Source organism: Streptomyces sp. 63XJN7_1_ISO-PGPR-S23-121, assembly GCF_056173025.1.
The window spans coordinates 1,571,040-1,589,742 of record NZ_CM149653.1 but is presented as its reverse complement, the minus strand read 5'-3'; the positions used below and the strand labels follow the sequence as shown (position 1 = coordinate 1,589,742).

The window sequence follows — 18,703 nt, the reverse complement described above, 5'->3', positions numbered from 1 at the left end:
CCGTCCGGCGTACGCCACCCTTCGAACGGAAAGCCGAGTTGCCTCCGGCATACCCACGTGTGCATGTGCCACAAGGCGCCATGCACACAAAGTAATCCCACGGTCACTGGGCCTGCCACGGTGATTCGGGAATCGCCACCATTCGCCACCCCTTCGAATGAACTCCCGATGGCCTGAGCACGATTCACTTGACAGGGGCCGATCGGAGGACGGTGCAACCGGTGCCCGCCGGAGCGCGCCCCTCCGTGCGCACCACCCGGAGTGCTTCCGGGCGCTGTCTGAACCGCGCCGGAACGGGGAGTTGGAAACAGAGAGTCACGCATCACGTCCGCTGCGTAACCGCCGCTGCGTCGGACCCGTTGGAGGGGGCATGGGCTTCACGATCGGCATCGGGACCAGTCGGGGCACGCGCGACCTCCGGCCCGGCACGCGCCGCCGCGGCCGCGCGTCCGAGGCCACCGCGGTGGCCGAGTTCACGGGACTGTGGGGCTGGGACGTGGTTCCGGGCGCGCGGGCCGCCGGGGGCGACTGCTCCTGCGGGCGGCGCGGCTGCCCGGCGCCGGGCGCGCATCCGCTGGACTTCGCGCCGGAGGTACCGGCCGGAGCGACGCTGGACGAGGCGAGCACGGCCTGGGCCGAGTTCCCGGGCGCCGCGGTGATGCTGCCGGTGGGGCGGACGTTCGACGTGATCGAGGCGGCCGAGGCCGCCGGGCGCCGGGCACTGGCGCGGCTGGAGCGCATGGGCCTGCCGCTCGGCCCGGTCGCCGCGACCCCCGAGGGCCGCGCCCACTTCTTCGTCGCCCCCGGTGCCGCCGCCGAGCTGCCCCGGCTCCTCTACCGGATGGGCTGGGACGACCCGACCGCCCTCGACCTGCGCGGCCTCGGCCCCGGTACGCACGTCACGGCCCCGCCCTCGGACCGCGGTGGCCTGGGTCCGGTGCGCTGGCTGCGGCCGCCGGCCCTCGACTCGGCGACGAAGCCGCCCGCGGCACGGCTGGTGCTGGGGACGCTGGCGTACGTGGCCCACCGCTCCCGGGCGTAGACCGGCGGGCCACCCGGCCCCGGCACCCGCCCGGCACGGTGAAGCGCCCGTCCCCGACTGCACCTCGGGGGCGGGCGCTTCTTCGTGCGCGTACCGGCGCCTGGCCGGTGGGAGGTCACTCGCCGATGAGCGCGTCCACGAACGCCGCCGGCTCGAACGGCGCCAGGTCGTCGGCGCCCTCGCCGAGCCCGATCAGCTTGACCGGCACGCCCAGCTCGCGCTGCACGGCGACGACGATGCCGCCCTTGGCCGTGCCGTCCAGCTTGGTGAGGACGATGCCGGTGATGTTGACCACCTCGGCGAAGACGCGGGCCTGGATCAGGCCGTTCTGGCCGGTGGTGGCGTCGAGCACCAGCAGCACCTCGTCCAGCGGGGCCTGCTTCTCCACCACGCGCTTCACCTTGCCGAGCTCGTCCATGAGACCGGTCTTGGTGTGGAGACGCCCGGCGGTGTCGATGAGCACCACGTCGGCGCCGACGTCCTTGCCCTCCTTGACCGCGTCGAAGGCGACGGAGGCGGGGTCGCCGGCCTCCGGGCCGCGCACGGTGTGGGCGCCGACCCGCTCGCCCCAGGTCTGCAGCTGGTCGGCGGCGGCGGCACGGAAGGTGTCGGCGGCACCGAGGACGACGCTGCGGCCGTCGGCGACCAGGACCCGGGCGAGCTTGCCGGTGGTGGTGGTCTTGCCGGTGCCGTTGACGCCGACGACCATGACGATGCCGGGCTTGCCGGTGGCGGGCTCGGTCTTGACCTCGCGGTCCATGTCGGGGCCGACCAGCGTGATCAGCTCCTCGCGCAGCAGTCCGCGCAGCTCCTCGGGCGTGCGGGTGCCGAGCACCTTCACACGCTCGCGCAGCCGCTCGACGAGTTCCTGCGTGGGCTGCACGCCGACGTCGGCGGTGAGCAGCGTGTCCTCGATCTCCTCCCAGGTGTCCTCGTCGAGGTGTTCGCGGGAGAGCAGGGTGAGCAGGCCCTTTCCGAGGGCGTTCTGCGAGCGGGAGAGTCGGGTACGGAGCCGGACCAGACGGCCGGCGGTGGGCTCGGGAACCTCGATCTGCGGGATCTCGAGCTCTTCGACGACGGGCGGCTCCTCGACACCGACGGGAGCGGTGCCGCCGTCGGGGAGATCGACCTCCTCTATCGTCCGGCGCGTTTCGTCGCGCGGCGTCTCGGCCTCGTCGCCGACGTGCGGCTCGGCCGGAGGGGCGGTGATGTCGGGCGTCGACGGAGGCGGCGGAGGCAGCTGCTTCTTGCGGCGACTGCCCACGACCAGCCCGCCGAGTGCGCCGATCACGACCACGGCGATGACTACAGCAAGGATGAGGATTTCCATAACCCGTCCAGTATCGGCCATGGGCTCCCGGGACACCCGCTTGTGTCTTCCTCCAAGGGACAAAGGGCCCTGGAAGGAAGGAGTCGGATCAAAGTACGATGGAAGAGGACGCGTCAACGCGCGTAGAGTCCCGAGCGCATCCCCTTCCCGCGATTTCCCCACGATCGAGGCACGGACCCCCCACATGAGCAAGACCGCCGAGACAGAAGGCGCCCTGGAGACCCGGGGCATCGAGCAGGTGCCCGACCACGAGCGCACCGCCCGGACCCGCGAGCTCTTCCCGACCTGGGTCGGCGCCAACATCAGCGTGCTGCTGCTCACGATGGGCGCGAGCCTGGTCGTCGCCTACCACCTCAACTTCTGGCAGGCGCTGGTCGTCGCGGCCGCCGCGCCCCTGGTGTCGTACGGCCTGGTGGGCCTGATCGGCATCGCCGGCAAGCGCGGCGGCGCCCCCGGCATGGCGCTGTCCCGGGCGGTCTTCGGCCAGCGGGGCAATCTGCTGCCCGGGGCGCTGATCTGGATAGCCCGCTGGGGCTGGGAGACGATCAACGCGGTGACCGGCGCCTATGCCGTGCTGACCGTGCTGCACATCGTGTTCGGCATCCGGGCCAACAGCGTGCTGGACATCGTGACGCTGCTCGTCTTCGTCGTCGCGACGTTCGCGATCTCCGGGCTGGGCATCAACGCCGTGCAGAAGTGCAACAAGTACGCGGCGTACCTCTTCGGCGTCTTCTCGGTGCTGGTGCTGGGCTACCTGATCGTCGACACCGACTGGTCCGCGGTCTTCGACCGGTCCGCCGGCTCGGTGGCCGCGATGATCACCGGCGTGGGGCTGATCGCGGCGGGCGGCGTGAGCTGGATCCCGTCCGCGCCGGACTTCACCCGGTACCTGCCGCGCACCGCCTCCTCCAAGGGCATCGTGGGCGTGACGATCGGCGGCGCCGGCATCGTCGTGCTGCCCATGGTGCTGATGGGGATGGTCATGGCGGTCTCCACGCCGGACCTGGCCTCCGCCAGCGACCCGGTCTCCTTCCTCGGCGAGATCCTGCCGACCTGGATCGCGGTGCCGTACCTGCTGATCGCGCTGATCGGCATGCTGCTGATCAACTCCATGTCGATGTACTCGGCCGGCTTCACCGCGCAGACCCTCGGCTTCAGGATCCCGCGGCACTGGGCGGTCTCGGTGAACGCCGTGATCTCGCTGGTCTTCGGCGGCGTGCTGATGCTGGTGGCGACCAGCTTCATGGGTTCCTTCATCGCCTTCCTGTCGCTGCTCGCGGTCGCCTTCTCCGCCTGGGTCGGCGTCTTCGGCGCGGACATGCTGCGCCGCAAGGAGTACGACGGCGAGGCCCTGGCCGACACCGGACGCACCAGCGCGTACTGGTACCGGGGCGGTTTCTCCCCCGCCGCCGTCGCCGCCTGGGCGGTGGGTCTGGCCGCGGGGCTGATGTTCACGACGTCCGACTGGTTCACGGGGCCGCTCGCCGCGAACAACGTCATCGGCGAGTACGGGCTCGGCTGGGTCGCCACGGTGGTGATCTCCGGCCTGCTGTACGCGGTGCTGCCGAAGCCTCCGGTGGTCGTCCCCGCGGCGTCCGCCGAGCAGCCCGAGCAGCCCGAGCAGCCCGAGCAGCCGCAGACGCTGAGCGTCTGACACCGCGCACCACCCGCGTCCCTCTTCGCCCGGCCCGGCGGAGGGGGACGTTCGCGTCGCGGGCCACCGCAGGGGCCCGCGCCGGTCCGCGGGGCCGGGTACCGCAGGGCCGCCCGGACCCGGCGAGCGGCGCCCCCGCCCCCGCCCCCGTCACGGTCGGGCATCCGGGCTCGTCGCGCCGTCGTCGTCCCGCGTGCCCGACGGGTCGGCATCGCAGCCCCCGTAGAGCGACCTGGCGGGTCATAGCCTCCCTCACAGAGGCGGGTCGCAGCGCCGTCCCCACCGGTCTGCCCGGCAAGTCGGCAGCGCCGTCCCCATCGGTCTGCCCGGCAGGTCGGCACCGCCGCGCCACGGCACGGGCCCGGCGGGTCCCACCATCGGCACCACCGACCGGCGCGACCGTGCGACACCACCGTCCCGCCCCTACCCGCCGGGTGGGGCCCATGCCCATGGCCTCCACCGACGGACTGCGACCGCGCCTGCGCCCGCACCCCCGCCCACGGACGGCCGGGCGCTTCCGCGCGCACTCCCCCGCCGCCGCGGACCCGGTAGGTCCCGCCGCGCACCCCGTGCCGAGCCCGGCGCGGGCCCTCGGTCCCCCGCGGAACCGTCCCCCCGACCGCGCACAACACCGCCGCCCCCGGTCCAGGCAGTGGACCGGGGGCGGCGGCACGGTACGGGGAGAGGGGCAGCGGGGATGAGGCCCTTCTCCCCGAGCTCGGGGAGGGCGGTCAGCCCATCTCCTCCAGGGCCTTGCCCTTCGTCTCCTTGACGTACTTCAGCACGAACGGGATGGAGAGCGCGGCGAAGATCGTGTAGATCACGTACGTGCCGGAGAGGTTCCAGTCGGCCAGCGACGGGAAGCTCGCGGTGATCGCCCAGTTGGCGATCCACTGGGCGGACGCGGCCACACCCAGCGCGGCGGCACGGATCCGGTTCGGGAACATCTCGCCGAGGAACACCCAGACGACCACACCCCAGGACAGGGCGAAGAACAGGACGAACACGTGGGCGGCGATCAGGGCGACCCAGCCCTGGGTGGCCGGGAGCTTGCCGTCGACCAGGTCGAAGGAGAACGCCCAGGCCTCGAGCGCCAGACCGATCACCATGCCGACCGAGCCGATGAGGGCGAGCGGCTTGCGGCCGACCCGGTCCACGAAGATCATCGCGATCACGGTGCCGACGATGTTGATGATCGACGTCGTGAACGAGTAGAAGAACGAGTCCGTCGGGTCGACGCCGACCGACTGCCACAGCGTCGAGGAGTAGTAGAACGCGACGTTGATGCCGACGAACTGCTGGAAGACCGAGAGGCCGATACCGATCCAGACGATCGGCTTGAAGAAGAAGCTGCCGCCGAGCAGGTCCTTGAAGGACGACTTCTCCTCGCGGTGCATCGCGTGCTCGATCTCGGTGACGCGGGCGTCGAAGTCGACGTCCTTGCCCTCGACCTCCTTGAGGATCTGCTTGGCGCGCTCGCGCTTGCCGACGGAGATCAGGAAGCGCGGGGACTCCGGGATGGCGAAGGACAGCAGGCCGTAGAGGACGGCCGGGATGACCATGACGCCGAGCATGACCTGCCAGGCCTCCAGGCCCATCAGCTCACCGCGCTGGTCGCCGCCCGCCGCGTTCAGCAGGCCCCAGTTGACCAGCTGCGACACGGCGATGCCGATGACGATCGCGGCCTGCTGGAAGGAGCCGAGCCGGCCGCGGTAGGCGGGCGGGGAGACCTCGGCGATGTAGGCCGGGCCGATCACCGAGGCCATGCCGATGGCGAAACCGCCGATGACGCGCCACATGGCGAGGTCCCACAGCGCGAACGGCAGGGCCGATCCGATGGCGCTCACGGTGAACAGGACCGACGCGATCTGCATGCAGCGGATGCGGCCGATGCGGTCGGCGATGCGGCCGGCGGTCGCGGCACCGATGGCACAGCCGATCAGCGCGACGGCGATGACCTGGGCCAGCACCGCGGAGCCGACGTCGTAGCGGTCCCGGATGGCCTCGACGGCGCCATTGATCACGGAGCTGTCGTAGCCGAACAGGAAACCGCCCATCGCGGCCGCCGCCGCGATGAAGATGACGTGCCCGAGATGATCGGGGTGAGCCGTTCCGGCTCCTGGATTGGGTGCCTGCGCTGTGCTGGCCACGTGTACTCCTCGGGCTTCCGGCAACGCTGCCGGGGTGGTTCGCCCTTCGAGGTGCCACTAGTAGGTACCTGAAGGTAAAAGCAACGTTGCAGAGACTATGCCTTCAAGTTTCGAAGTCAATAGTGCAGGAACTGTGAGTTAGGCGATGCACCTGACGTCGATGCGTTCAAGAGTTGAAGCTCACATGCCCGGCTTTCGACGTCCTACACCGGCTGCCGCAGACGCTGGCTGATGACCTTCGACACGCCGTCGCCCTGCATGGAGACGCCGTACAGCGCGTCGGCGACCTCCATCGTCCGCTTCTGGTGCGTGATGACGATCAGCTGCGAGGCCTCCTGGAGCTCCTGCATGATCCGGATCAGCCGCTGCAGGTTGGTGTCGTCGAGCGCCGCCTCGACCTCGTCCATCACGTAGAACGGGCTGGGCCGCGCCTTGAAGATCGACACGAGCAGCGCCACGGCGGTCAGCGAACGCTCCCCGCCCGAGAGCAGCGAGAGCCTCTTGACCTTCTTGCCCGGCGGCCGCGCCTCGACGTCCACGCCCGTGGTGAGCATGTTGTCGGGGTCGGTCAGCACCAGGCGTCCCTCGCCGCCGGGGAAGAGCCGGCCGAACACGCCCTCGAACTCCCGGGCCGTGTCCCGGTAGGCCTCCGTGAAGACCTGTTCGACGCGCTCGTCGACCTCCTTGACGACCTGGAGCAGGTCGGCGCGGGTCTTCTTCAGGTCCTCGAGCTGCTCGCTGAGGAACTGGTGCCGCTCCTCCAGCGCCGCGAACTCCTCGAGGGCCAGCGGATTGACCTTGCCGAGCTGCTGGTACGCCCGTTCGGCCGCCTTCAGCCGCTTCTCCTGCTCGGCCCGTACGAAGGGCCGGGGGCGGTTGCGAGGGTGCTCCGGATCCTCCGGGAGCTCCTCGCCCTCGGCGGGGGGCGAGGGCGGCACCAGTTGATGCGGCCCGTACTCGGCCTCGAGCCCCGCCGGTTCCACACCGAGTTCCTCCAGCGCCTTGGTCTCCAGCTGCTCGATGCGCAGCCGCTTCTCGGCGCCGAGTACCTCGCCCCGGTGGACTGAATCCGTCAACTTGTCGAGCTCCGCCTTGAGGTCGCGCCCGGCGGTGCGCGCGGCGGCCAGTTCCTGCTCGCGCCGGGCCTTGGCGGCCTCGGCGGCGGTGCGCTCCTCGTCGGCGCGGGTCAGGGAGACCTCGACGTGCGCCAGCAGTTGCCGGGCGCCCGCGGCGACGGCTTCGGCCACGGCCGCCTCGTGCCGCAGCCGGGCCCGGCGCTGTTCGGCACGCGCGCGTGCCTCGCGTTCCGCGCGGGCGGCCCGGTCGAGGGAATCGGCCCGTCCGGCCAGTCCCTTGACCCGCTCCTCGTGCGTACGCGCCTGGAGACGGGCCTCCATCTCGGTCTGCCGTGCGTTGGCGCCGTCGGCGGCGAGGCGGTCGCGCACGGAGGTGTCGGGTTCCTCCTCGACCGGCATCTCCTCGGCGACCGCGAGCCGCTCGGCCAGCTCCTCGACGTCCATGAGCGCCTTGTCCAGCGCCTCCTGCGCCCGCTCGGCCGCCGCGGCGGACCGCTCGGCCTCCCCGGCCGCGCCCCGTGCCTGCCCGGCGAGCCGCCCGAGCTGCTGGGCGACGGACGACTTCTCCCGGTCGGCGGCCCGGCGCCGCTCCCCCAGCTCCTCCACGAGCGCGGCACACTCGCGGCGCCGCTCGACGGCCGCCTCCTGCGCCTCGGCCAGCTCCGCGCACCGCACGCCCAGCTCCGTCAGCTCCGTTGCGGCCTCGTCCACGGACGCCTGCACCTCCAGCAGGCTGGGCGCCCCGGCGGACCCGCCGTGCGCGAAGTGGGCGCCCAGCAGGTCGCCCTCGGCGGTGACCGCGGTCAGCCCCGGGTGGGCGTAGACGAGGTCCTCGGCGTCCTCCAGGGTGCCGACGACGACGATGCCGCGCAGCAGCCGCCGCACCGCGGGCATCAGGTCGGCTGGCCCCCGGACGAGGTCGGCGGCGTACGGCGGCCCGTCGCTCCGCGGCTCGTGCGGTACGTCGTCGGGGGCGCCGGCGAGCAGCAGCGCGGCGCGGCCGGCGTCCTGTTTGCGCAGGTGCCGGATGGCGTCGGCGGCGGCCGCCGGGGACGAGACGGCGAGGGCGCCGGCGGCGGCCGCGAAGGCGGCGGCCAGAGCAACCTCGTGGCCCGGTGTCACGGTGAGCAGGCCGGCGGCGGGGCCGAGCAGTCCGCCGAGCCCGTCCCGCGCGGCGAGCAGCGCCCCGGTGCCGTCCTTGCGGCGCAGGCCCAGGGCGAGGGCGTCGTGGCGGGCCTGCGTCGCCGCGCGCTCGCGCTCCGCCGCGGTGGCCGCCTCCCGGGCGACACTCTGGGCGGCCTCCGCCTCGGCCAGCCGGCGCCTGGCATCCTCGTGCCGCTCGGCGAGTTCCTGGTCGCCGGCGTCGAGTCCGTCGACCTCGGCCCGGAGCGCCTCGTACTCCTCCTGGGCGGCGGCGGCCCGCTCCCGGGACTCGTCCCGGGCGGCGGCCAGCCGCTCGATCTCCGCCTGCGCGGAGGCCGCGCGGGAACGGGCGGCCCCGACCTGCCCGCTGAGCCGGGCGAGCCCCTCGCGGCGGTCGGCGATGACGCGGGCCACGTCCTTGAGGCGGCGCTCCTCCAGGGCCAGTTCGCGTTCGAGGTCGGCGCGGTGGGCGACCGTGTCCTCCAGGGCGCGCTCGGCCGCCTCCAGGGCCGCTTCCAGTTCGGCCTCCTGCTCGCGCACCCGGGCGGCCTCGCGCTCCAGGTCCTCCGGGTCCCGGCCGCGCCGCTCCTCGGGGGGCGAGGAGGTGGCGCTCTTCACGCGGGCGTCGGCCAGGGAGACCGTGCCGCGCACCCGCTCGGCGAGCTGGGACAGCTCGTACCAGGTCTGCTGCGCGCGTTGCAGGCGCGGGGTGAGGCGGCGCACCTCGTCCTCCAGGTCCGCCTCGCGCCGCAGCGCCTTGCCCAGCTCGCGTTCGGCGCTCTCCCTGCGCTCTTTCAGGGCGGCCTCGTCGGCGATCTCGGCCTGGAGCGCCTCGCGCATCCGTACGAGATCGTCGGCGAGGAGCCTGAGCCGGGCGTCCCGCAGGTCGGCCTGGATGACGGCGGCCCTTCTCGCCACCGCCGCCTGCCGGCCGAGTGGCTTGAGCTGGCGCCGCAGTTCGTCGGTGAGGTCCTGCACGCGCGCGAGGTTGGCCTGCATAGCGTCCAGTTTCCTGAGCGCCTTCTCCTTGCGCTTGCGGTGCTTGAGGACGCCGGCGGCCTCCTCGATGAAGGCGCGGCGGCCCGTGGGGTCGGCGTGCAGGACGGAGTCGAGCTGGCCCTGGCCGACGATGACGTGCATCTCGCGGCCGATGCCGGAGTCGGAGAGCAGTTCCTGGATGTCGAGCAGCCGGCAGGTGTCGCCGTTGATCTGGTACTCGCTGCCGCCGTTGCGGAACATGATCCGCGTGATGGTGACCTCGGCGTACTCGATGGGCAGGGCCCCGTCGGAGTTGTCGATGGTGAGGGACACCTCGGCCCGGCCCAGCGGCGGGCGGCCGGTGGTGCCGGCGAAGATGACGTCCTCCATCTTGCCGCCGCGCAGCGATTTGGCGCCCTGTTCGCCCATGACCCAGCTGAGCGCGTCCACGACGTTGGACTTGCCCGACCCGTTCGGACCGACGACGCAGGTGATGCCGGGTTCGAACCGGAGCGTGGTCGCCGAGGCGAACGACTTGAATCCGCGGAGGGTGAGGGCCTTCAGGTGCACGCCGCCGGACTCTACCTTTCGGGGTGTCTCACTTCATGAACCGGTGAACCGGCGCGGTTTCGCCGGTGAACATGCAGGGCACATCAGACGTTGAAGAGGGTGAAAGGATGCACGGGGGAAGGTTCGGACGGCGCGCCGGAGCAGCGCACGAGACGGATGGGGCGGGGAAAGAAAGAAGGGACGCCGAAGCGTCCCTTGCAACTCTGACAACTGAGCGGCTGTACGGGCGGGCCCAACCACTGCTGTGCCGTCGGTGGAGCGATGCAGTGATCAGGTGAGCGCAGGCTCCGCCTGGTGTGCGTCAACGCTCTCCATGATCCTGTCGTGAGAAGCGGCAGCCGCCAGCGCGTCGTTCTCCGCCTGGATTCGTCCGAGTTCGGATTCCAGGTCCTGGACGCGCTGCTGGAGCCGTCGCATCTCGGCGAGGAGTCGAGGGTCGGAGCCGCCGACGTAACCGAGAAGCGCCTTTGCCATGATGGATGGTCCTCCACAATGAGTGACCGACCTGAGCGGTGCGGGTCGTTGGGTCGTGAGGGATTCGCACCCGCGGTGCTTGGCATTCTTGAGTTTTCACTGCCGTTCAACCATGCCAAACAGCTAAGGTGCGCGGGGCTTTCAGCGTCTCACCAAAAAGTTTGACGGTCAACACGATCACGCCCCGTATTGACGGGTGCCCGGGGCGCGCGGCCGGGAAACGGCGGCGCTGCGAATCCTGCGGGCCCCGAGGGGCGTGGCGATCATTCTGGGTGGGGAGCCTGCCACGGGACCGGCCTTCTTGGCAACCACCTGCTCGTTTTCGGTCCGGCAGACCCTCGGCGCTCCCCCGCCCCGGGTGCCGGGCGGGCTCCGCGCGGTGTTCCGTCAGCGGATGGCGAAGCCGTCGTAGCCGCCGCGGGGTGTGTCCCAGATCTCGGTGACTCCGTCCACACGTCCGGGCGTGTCGTCGCCCCGCAGCCAGTCGAGGAGTCCCTCGCACCGCTCCCGCGGGCCCTCCGCCACCACCTGGACGCGCCCATCGGCCAGATTGAGAGCAAAACCACTCAGTTCGCCGAGTTCCAGTGCCCTGGCCCGCGTGAACCAGCGGAAACCCACACCCTGGACCTGCCCGCGAACCCACGCGACCAGCCGTACATCCTCGCTCATGAGTGCAACCTAACCAGTCAATGTCTCTCCGGACACTTCGCCCCCTGGCACCATGCGGTACCGTCCCCACCCAATGAATCGCGCCTCAAACTCACCCGATCGTGTGAGTTCTGTGGTGAACGCGAGGACGAGGAAGGCCAGGACATGGGACGCCACCGACGCTCCGCCGCCGGCCGCGCCGCGGGGGGCCACCGCCCGGACGGATCGGCGGGACAGGGCCGGCACCCGCAGGCCCCGGGCGCGGGTGACCGCCCCACGAAGGGCATCGCGCCCTATCTGAACCCCGAGACGTACGCCGAGGCCCGCGCGCGGAGCGACGCCTACCTGTTCGGGCCGGACGACCGGACCGGCGAGGACCCGGGGGCCGGCCGTACGGTGCCCTTCCCCAGCGAGGGCTTCACTCCCGACGACGGCCCGCGGCGCACGGCACCGCGGCGCCGCCGGAAGAAGGCCGTCACGCCGGTCCGCACCGGACTGCTCGGCGTCTCCGCCGCCGTCGCCCTCGGCACGATCGCGGTGGCCACGGGTGCGGTGCCCGGCCTGGACAACTACCGCGTCGGCGGCGCCGGCGGCGGTGACCGGGTCGAGTCCGCGGACGTCCCGACGAACAACCCGGCAGAGCTGGGCGGCACCTCCGGCAGTGCGGAGGCCGGCCCGGACGGCGGCGCGTCGTCCGCCGGCCGCGGCACGGGCCGCTCCGCTCCGCCCTCCTCCCCCGCGTCCCCCTCCTCGTCCTCGGCGTCCGCCTCCCCTTCGCCCTCGGCGTCGACGACGTCGGCCGCACCGGCCGGGACGCCGTCCGTGACGAAGGAGCCCGAGGCGTCCACGCCCGGCCGGGAGCGCCCGCCCAGCGCGTCGCGCGCTGCCACGGCTGCGCCGGAGCGGAAGACCGGCGCTCCCGCGGGTGCCGTCTCCGAGCAGTCCGCCGCCGAGGCCCAGGTGCTGAAGCTGGTCAACGACGAGCGGGCCAAGGCGGGCTGCAGCCCGGTCGCCGCGAACAGCGCGCTGCGCGAACTGGCCGAGGACTTCAGCGAGGCCATGGCGGCGCAGGGCTTCTTCGACCACACCGACCCCGGCGGCGCCACCCCGTGGGACCGGGCCGAGGCGGCCGGGATAAGCGACCTCGGGGGCGAGAACATAGCCCGCGGGCAGGCGGACGCCCAGGCCGTGATGGACGCCTGGATGAACAGCTCCGGGCACCGGGCCAACATCCTGAACTGCGACTTCCGGACCCTCGGCGTCGGCGTCCACTTCGGCGCCGGCGGCCCCTGGTGGACGCAGGACTTCGGCTACTGACGGCCCGACGCGCCGGAAGCTTACGGGGCCATGATCACTCGCCCCAAAGCAGCTCCAGCCCAAAGCCGCTCCACCGACCGCGTGTTCGACTGCAGGTCACCGGGGAATCCGTCGTCCCGCTTCGGTGAGGACGAGTGTCAGGCGACCGAGCCATTCACCGTCGTTTGGGTACTCCCAGTTCTCGGCGTCTGCCAGCAGGGCAGGAAGGTCCTGTCGCAGGATGGAAGGACCGGGTTGAAGACCGCGGGCCCCATCAGGGGCGACCCAGGGAGCGAGGCGACACACCTCGACCCAACCTTCGTCGACAAGCGGCAGGAGGATCTCAGCAAGGTCTGAGGGGTCCCCGGACGCGAGCGGCTCGTCCAGATCGCCTCGGACACCGGGAAGGATGTCGATCTCGGCCGCATTGATCATGAATGCGCGCTCTGCGGGCGACAGCTCGCCTGTGGCGGGATACCTCATTCAGAGATCATTGCAGCTGCCGCCTGGCCGGGCCGTCTCTGGGCCGTGCGGGGGTGCTCAACGACAACCAACGCTGACAACCACTGACAGCTAAGTCGCAGCTCGCAGCGTTGATCGATTACGTGGCCGCAGGTCAGGGACCCGGCCCGGCACTTTTCGGCTACTGAGCGAGCCGCCGGGACCGCTGTCGTGCGCTCGGCGCTCTCCGCGGGGCAGCGCTGTGCTCACGTACGCTGGAGACATGTCGACCACGCAGGAGCACACGGAGGAGCAGGACCTGCCGTACGACGTGTTCTCCCGGGCCTGCCCCTCGCGCGGCACCCTGGAGCACGTCACGGGACGCTGGGGCGCGCTCACGCTGGGCGCGCTGTCCGAGGGTTCCCTCCGCTTCAACGAGCTGCGCCGCCGGGTCGACGGCGTGAGCGAGAAGATGTTGTCCCAGACCCTGCACGCGCTGGAGCGCGACGGTCTGGTGCACCGCGAGGCGCAGCCCACCAACCCGCCCCGGGTGGACTACGAACTCACCCCGCTCGGACGCGAGGTGGCCGGGCGGCTGATCACGCTCATCCAGTGCCTGGAGGGGCACATGGACGAGGTGCTCGCCTCGCGTGAACGCTACGACGCCCGGGGCTAGGCCTCAGGACACCGCGCGCGGCGGTCGCTGGCACTTCGGGCAGTAGTAGCTGGACCGGTTCATCCACGGCCTGCGGCGCATCGGCGTCGCGCAGCGGCGGCAGGGCAGTCCCTCGCGGCCGTACGCGTCGAGCGAGCGGTCGAAGTAGCCCGACTCCCCGTTGACGTTGACGTACAGACTGTCGAAGCTGGTGCCGCCCACGGCGAGGGCCGCGTTCATCACGTCCCGGACGTGGCCGAGGAGTTCGGCGGTGCGGGGCCGGGTGAGGGTGGCGGTCGGACGTTCGTAGTGCAGGCGGGAGCGCCACAGGGCCTCGTCCGCGTAGATGTTGCCGACGCCGCTGATCAGCGACTGGTCGAGCAGGGCCCGTTTGACGGTGGTGCGCTTGCGGCGCAGGGCCTGGTGGAACGCCTCGTCGTCGAACAGCGGGTCGAGGGGGTCGCGGGCGATGTGCCCGATGACGTCCGGCAGTCCGTCGGGGGTGGTGTCGTGCAGTGACAGGCCGCCGAAGGTGCGCTGGTCGACGAAGCGGAAGCTCCGTGCCCAGGGCGTCGGCGAAGCGGACGCGGATGCGCAGGTGCTTCTCGGCCGGCGCCTCGTGCGGCTGGACCAGCAGCTGGCCGCTCATGCCGAGATGCGCGAGGACCGCCTGACCGGTGTCCTCCAGGGGCAGCCACAGGTACTTGCCGCGGCGGCTGGGTGTGCCGATGCGGTGGTCCTTCAGACGCTGGGCGAAGTCGTCGCCGCCGGCGATGTGCCGGCGTACCGCGCGCGGGTGGAGCACCTCGGCGTCGGCGACGGTCCGGTGGGCGACCCAGCGTTCCAGGCCGCGCCGTACGACCTCGACCTCGGGCAACTCGGGCATGGCTTCCCCTCGGACGGTCCGTTGGACGGCCCGAGCGCCCGCCCCGGGGCTGGGGCGGGCGCTCGGGCCGTGCTGTGCTGTGCTGTGCTGTGGTCAGGCGGAGGCCGACGGTGCGTCGGCGTCCGGTTCGGCGACGACGCCGGCGGCCGACGGGGCCGCCCCGGTCCTGGCGCGCTCGTCCGCCGCGGCACGGATGGACCGCCACGCGGATTCCGCCGCCTGCTGCTCCGCCTCCTTCTTGCTGCGGCCGGTGCCGGTGCCGTACGAGACGCCTCCGACGCGGGCGGCAGCAGTGAAGGTCTTCTCGTGGTCCGGGCCGGTCTCCGTGACCAGGTACTCGGGGACGCCGAGTCCTTCGGTCGCGGTGAGTTCCTGGAGGCTGGTCTTCCAGTCCAGGCCGGCACCGAGGTTGGAGGACTTCTCGATCAGCGGGTCGAACAGGCGGTGCACCAGTTCGGAGGCCGCGTCGAGGCCCTGGTCGAGATAGACCGCGCCGATCACCGCTTCGAGGGTGTCGGCGAGGATGGACGCCTTGTCCCGGCCGCCCGTTCCCTCTTCACCACGGCCGAGCCGGATGAAGGAGCCGAGGTCGAGCCCGCGGCCCACCTCCGCCAGCGCACGCGAGTTGACCACCGCGGCCCGCAACTTGGCCAGCTGGCCTTCGGGCAGGTCGGGGTGGGTGCGGTACAGCGTGTCCGTGACGACGAGGCCGAGGACGGAGTCACCGAGGAACTCCAGCCGCTCGTTCGTCGGCAGGCCGCCGTTCTCGTACGCGTAGGAACGGTGGGTCAGCGCACGCACCAGAAGGGCGGACTCGAGCTGATAGCCGAGCCGCCCTTCCAGAAGCGTGTGGGACGAGGCCTGGGTGTCCGCCTTCTTCTTGGCGTCTTCCGCCTTTTTGGGGACTGACACAGTGCCTCTCACCAGCCGCTCAGACCTCGAGGACCTGGCGCTTGTTGTAAGTGCCGCAAGACGGGCACGCGATGTGCTGCTGCTTGGGCTCGTGGCAGCGCTCGCACGCAACCAGGGTGGGGACCGCAGCCTTCCACTGCGACCGGCGGTGGCGCGTGTTGCTGCGCGACATCTTCCGCTTCGGAACAGCCACGGCTACTTCTCCTGCTTCTCGTCGACGCCCGGTTCGGCGCCGCTCATCTCGTCCTTCTCGCCGTCTTCGAGTGAACCGGCGAGTCCCTGCAAAGCCGCCCAACGGATGTCGACGGCGTCGTGGTGGTGGTCCGGGTCGTCCGACAGGCGTACTCCGCACTCGGAGCACAGACCCTGGCAGTCTTCCTGGCACACCGGCTGCATCGGCAGTGCGAGCACCACCGCATCACGCAGCACGGGTTCGAGGTCGATCAGACCGTCCTCGACGAAGAGCCTGTCCTCGTCTTCCTCGGCGTCGTCGGCCGGTTCCGCCTTCACGCGGCCCCGGTCGTCGGCGTCAGGGTACGAGAACATCTCCTGGAAGTCCGCTTCGAGCTGCTGCTCCAGCGGCTCCAGACACCTTACGCACTCCCCCTCGGCCTTGGCACGGGCGGTGCCTGTGACGAGCACCCCTTCCATGACCGACTCGAGCCGGACCTCGAGCTCCAACGGGGCGCCTTCCGGCACTCCGATGACTCCCGTGACACCGAGTTCCCGGGGAGCGTCGACCGTGCGGTTCAGGCGCTGCAGCGCACCAGGACGCCGTCCCAGCTCGTGCGTGTCGAACACGAGAGGGTTTCGGTGGTCGAGGCGGGCGTTCAGGGCCATTCCTGCTTTCGATCTTCTGAGTGGGGGGACGCCGCCCTGCGGTGTCCCGGGCAGCGTTGATCACGGACGTACGCGCGACCGAAGAGCCAGGATACTGGACCTTTCGCTCTCGGCCCAATCCGGCCCCCGGGCCGGCGCCGGGCTACAGCCCGCGGCCCTGTTCGTAGGCCCGGAGCTGTTCGGCGCTGATCATGCCGGTGTCGAAGAGGCTGGTCTCTTCGAGGGTCCCCGGCTGGGCCGGCGGCAGCTGCGGGGGCTGCTGGGGCTGGGCGTAGCCCTGGGCGTCGTAGGTCTGCTGCTGGGCGTCGTAGCCCGGCTGCTGGGCGTCGTAGCCCGGCTGCTGGGCGTCGTAGCCCTGGTACGCGTACGGGTCGGGGTTCCGCTGCTGGTAGCCGTAGGCGTCCTGCTGGCCGCCGTAGGGCTGCTGGTAACCGGCGTACGGATCGGGCTGCTGCTGCGCGTAGCCGTACGCCGGCTGCTGCGGCGGCATCTCCGGTACGGCCGGCGCCTGCGCCGCCGCCGGCTGCTGCTCGCCGTACTCCTGCTGCCGGGGCGGCGCGGCGGGGGCGTCCGAGAGCGCCGCGAGGTCGGCGAGGTAGTCGGCGTCGCTGGAGTGCTGGACGGTGGTGAGGTCGTCGGCGAGGGCGCCGAGGTCGTCGGTGGCGATCCGGCCGTGCAGTTTCTGGCGGCCGCGGCCGACGGCCTCCAGGGTCTTGGCCAGGACCGCCTCGAAGGCGCCGAGCTTGGTGTCGACGTAGGTGTCGGCGTCGCGGCGCAGGGTCTCGGGGTCGTGGCTGCGCTCGGGGGCGTCCTCGTCCTCGTAGCCGTTCTCGTCGAGGCCCGGGCCGGTGCCGAGGAGCTTCTCCCGCCCACGGCCGACGGAGCCGAGGGTCTTGGTGAGGACGACCTCGAAGTTGGCGAGCTTGGAGTCGACGTAGTCGTCGGCCTCGGCGCGGACCTCCTCGGCCTCCTGGCGGGCCTCGGCGAGGATCCGGTCGGCCTCCGCCTGGGAGCGGCGGGCCACCTCCGTGCCGGAGATCAGGGAGCCGCGCTCCGCGTGCGCGCTCTCGATGATCCGGTCCGCCTCCTCGCGGGCCTGCGCGACCATCTGCTCGCGGTCGCCGATCAGCTCCTGGGCCTGGGCGAGCGAACCGGGGAGCTCGGCGCGCAGCTCCTCCAGCATCGAGAGCAGCTCGGCGCGGTTGATCACGCACGAGGCCGACATGGGCATGGCGCGGGCGCCGGAGACCATCGCGGTGATCTCGTCGAGCTTCTTCTGCACGTCCACCGTGTGCTCGCCACTCTCTACAGCTGTGTTGGAGACGGACGGGACGACTGTACGACCCTGGGGTGTCGCGGGGACACCGGGTGACGGGATGTCGGTCTCCGGGAGCTGCGCGGGGGCGTGCGGGAGGCGTGCGGGGGCGCGCTCAGTCCTTCCTCAGGCGCTCCGAGAGGGCCTCGAGGACCAGCGGCGGCACCAGGTGGGAGACGTCGCCGCCCCAGGTCGCGACCTCCTTGACCAGGGAGGACGACAGGAAGCTGTAGGTGGGGTTGGTGGGGATGAAGAGGGTCTCCACGCCCGAGAGGCCGTTGTTCATCTGGGCCATCTGCAGCTCGTAGTCGAAGTCGCTGACCGCGCGCAGGCCCTTCACGATGGCGGGGATCTCGCGCTGCTTGCAGAAGTCGACGAGGAGGCCGTGGAAGGCCTCCACACGGACGTTCCCGTACTCGGCGGTGACCTGGCCGATGAGGTCGATCCGCTCCTCGATCTCGAACAGGCCCTTCTTGGCCTGGTTGATCATCACCGCGACGTAGACCTCGTCGTAGAGGCTGGAGGCCCGGGCGATGATGTCGAGATGTCCGTTGGTGATGGGGTCGAACGACCCGGGACAGACGGCGCGGCGCACTAGAGTTCCCTCGCTCTCCGGTCCGGTCATCGTGCGTCTTCGCACGTAGAGGCGGCGCGACCGTACCAAAACGTTCCCTCGCCGTAGCGACGGGCCCGGATCGCCTCGAAGCCGTCGGGCCACCCGAAGGGGCCGCCTCTGGTGCTGCGCTCCACGGTGACGAGCGCTTCCGCGGTGAGCCACCCCTCCGTGCGGAGTGTGAGCAGGATCTCCCGAAGATCGTCGTCCGATACGGCGTACGGCGGGTCCAGGAAGACGATGTCGTACGGCTCGGCCGGGGCCGGGGTGCGGATGATCTGTTCCGCTCTGCCCGCCCTGACCTCGGCGCCGGGCAGACCGAGGGACTTGGCGTTGTCCCGGACGGTGCGGGCCGCGCGGGCGTCGGCCTCGACGAGCAGGACGTGGCCCGCGCCACGGGACAGCGCCTCCAGGCCGACGGCGCCCGATCCGGCGTACAGGTCGAGGACCCGTTCGCCGTCCAGGGGGCCGCCGAGCAGGGACTGCCAGGTGGAGAAGAGGCCTTCGCGCGCGCGGTCGGAGGTGGGACGGGTGCCCGTTCCCGGCGGGACGGCTAGGCGACGTCCGCCGGCCTTGCCGGCGATCACGCGGGTCATCTGGGGTCCTTGGTCGTAGACGGCGTTGTGTTCAGTGTGGCTGGTCGCGCCGGGCAGCGGAGCCGTGTGCCGGCACGGCCCCGC

Annotated in this window: 16 protein-coding genes and 1 pseudogene; 4 read left to right on the top strand and 13 right to left on the bottom strand. The window is 71.6% G+C overall.

Annotated features, from left to right (window positions below; all coding sequences use genetic code 11):
* Positions 1–370 precede the first annotated feature (370 nt).
* The gene (locus tag AC0VYN_RS07400; RefSeq protein WP_475535273.1) at positions 371–1,042 is read left to right on the top strand and encodes a bifunctional DNA primase/polymerase; all 672 of its coding nucleotides are present in this window, start codon (positions 371–373) and stop codon (positions 1,040–1,042) included.
* A 115-nt stretch (positions 1,043–1,157) separates the two neighbouring features.
* On the opposite strand, the gene ftsY is transcribed toward AC0VYN_RS07400, so the two are convergent.
* A complete protein-coding gene (gene ftsY, locus AC0VYN_RS07395; protein ID WP_385464612.1) occupies positions 1,158–2,372 on the bottom strand; it encodes a signal recognition particle-docking protein FtsY in 1,215 nt (404 codons plus the stop codon).
* A gap of 184 nt (positions 2,373–2,556) precedes the next feature.
* Between ftsY and AC0VYN_RS07390 the strand changes: the two genes are divergently transcribed.
* The gene (locus AC0VYN_RS07390; protein WP_475535272.1) at positions 2,557–4,026 is read left to right on the top strand and encodes a cytosine permease; all 1,470 of its coding nucleotides are present in this window, start codon (positions 2,557–2,559) and stop codon (positions 4,024–4,026) included.
* A gap of 731 nt (positions 4,027–4,757) precedes the next feature.
* Here the strand turns inward: AC0VYN_RS07390 and AC0VYN_RS07385 are convergent.
* The 4 genes from AC0VYN_RS07385 to AC0VYN_RS07370 all read right to left on the bottom strand — a co-directional run bounded on the left by AC0VYN_RS07385 (position 4,758) and on the right by AC0VYN_RS07370 (position 11,086).
* Complete coding sequence (locus tag AC0VYN_RS07385; RefSeq protein WP_475535271.1) at positions 4,758–6,176, bottom strand: sugar porter family MFS transporter; 1,419 nt, start codon at positions 6,174–6,176, stop codon at positions 4,758–4,760.
* 203 nt (positions 6,177–6,379) lie between these two features.
* Entirely contained in the window at positions 6,380–9,943 is a 3,564-nt protein-coding gene (gene smc, locus AC0VYN_RS07380) for a chromosome segregation protein SMC (protein WP_475535270.1), read from the bottom strand.
* A 270-nt stretch (positions 9,944–10,213) separates the two neighbouring features.
* Positions 10,214–10,417, bottom strand: coding sequence for a hypothetical protein (locus tag AC0VYN_RS07375; RefSeq protein WP_228898360.1), 204 nt, complete (start codon positions 10,415–10,417; stop codon positions 10,214–10,216).
* Between the two features lie 387 nt (positions 10,418–10,804).
* Positions 10,805–11,086: an acylphosphatase gene (locus tag AC0VYN_RS07370; protein WP_475535269.1), complete on the bottom strand. Its 282-nt coding sequence runs from the start codon at positions 11,084–11,086 to the stop codon at positions 10,805–10,807.
* A gap of 144 nt (positions 11,087–11,230) precedes the next feature.
* Between AC0VYN_RS07370 and AC0VYN_RS07365 the strand changes: the two genes are divergently transcribed.
* Positions 11,231–12,382: a CAP domain-containing protein gene (locus AC0VYN_RS07365; protein ID WP_475535268.1), complete on the top strand. Its 1,152-nt coding sequence runs from the start codon at positions 11,231–11,233 to the stop codon at positions 12,380–12,382.
* Positions 12,383–12,478: 96 nt separating this feature from the next.
* Here AC0VYN_RS07365 and AC0VYN_RS07360 read toward each other — a convergent pair whose 3' ends face one another.
* Positions 12,479–12,844 carry a hypothetical protein gene (locus tag AC0VYN_RS07360; RefSeq protein WP_475535267.1) on the bottom strand — a complete coding sequence of 122 codons (366 nt, stop codon included), beginning with the start codon at positions 12,842–12,844 and terminating at the stop codon, positions 12,479–12,481.
* A gap of 241 nt (positions 12,845–13,085) precedes the next feature.
* Between AC0VYN_RS07360 and AC0VYN_RS07355 the strand changes: the two genes are divergently transcribed.
* Positions 13,086–13,478, top strand: a complete 393-nt coding sequence (locus AC0VYN_RS07355) for a winged helix-turn-helix transcriptional regulator (protein WP_475535266.1) — start codon at positions 13,086–13,088, stop codon at positions 13,476–13,478.
* 3 nt (positions 13,479–13,481) lie between these two features.
* Here the strand turns inward: AC0VYN_RS07355 and mutM are convergent.
* The 7 genes and pseudogenes from mutM to rsmD form a co-directional block, all read right to left on the bottom strand.
* Positions 13,482–14,343, bottom strand: a pseudogene (gene mutM / locus AC0VYN_RS07350) (bifunctional DNA-formamidopyrimidine glycosylase/DNA-(apurinic or apyrimidinic site) lyase).
* A gap of 93 nt (positions 14,344–14,436) precedes the next feature.
* The gene (rnc, locus tag AC0VYN_RS07345; RefSeq protein ID WP_385464637.1) at positions 14,437–15,267 is read right to left on the bottom strand and encodes a ribonuclease III; all 831 of its coding nucleotides are present in this window, start codon (positions 15,265–15,267) and stop codon (positions 14,437–14,439) included.
* A 7-nt stretch (positions 15,268–15,274) separates the two neighbouring features.
* Positions 15,275–15,448 carry a 50S ribosomal protein L32 gene (gene rpmF / locus AC0VYN_RS07340; protein WP_003951102.1) on the bottom strand — a complete coding sequence of 58 codons (174 nt, stop codon included), beginning with the start codon at positions 15,446–15,448 and terminating at the stop codon, positions 15,275–15,277.
* Between the two features lie 2 nt (positions 15,449–15,450).
* Positions 15,451–16,095, bottom strand: coding sequence for a YceD family protein (locus AC0VYN_RS07335; protein WP_475535265.1), 645 nt, complete (start codon positions 16,093–16,095; stop codon positions 15,451–15,453).
* 142 nt (positions 16,096–16,237) lie between these two features.
* Positions 16,238–17,383 carry a cell division initiation protein gene (locus AC0VYN_RS07330; protein ID WP_475535264.1) on the bottom strand — a complete coding sequence of 382 codons (1,146 nt, stop codon included), beginning with the start codon at positions 17,381–17,383 and terminating at the stop codon, positions 16,238–16,240.
* A 142-nt stretch (positions 17,384–17,525) separates the two neighbouring features.
* Entirely contained in the window at positions 17,526–18,005 is a 480-nt protein-coding gene (gene coaD, locus AC0VYN_RS07325) for a pantetheine-phosphate adenylyltransferase (RefSeq protein WP_077798916.1), read from the bottom strand.
* A 26-nt stretch (positions 18,006–18,031) separates the two neighbouring features.
* A complete protein-coding gene (gene rsmD / locus AC0VYN_RS07320; protein ID WP_451690414.1) occupies positions 18,032–18,619 on the bottom strand; it encodes a 16S rRNA (guanine(966)-N(2))-methyltransferase RsmD in 588 nt (195 codons plus the stop codon).
* Between the last annotated feature and the right edge of the window lie 84 nt (positions 18,620–18,703).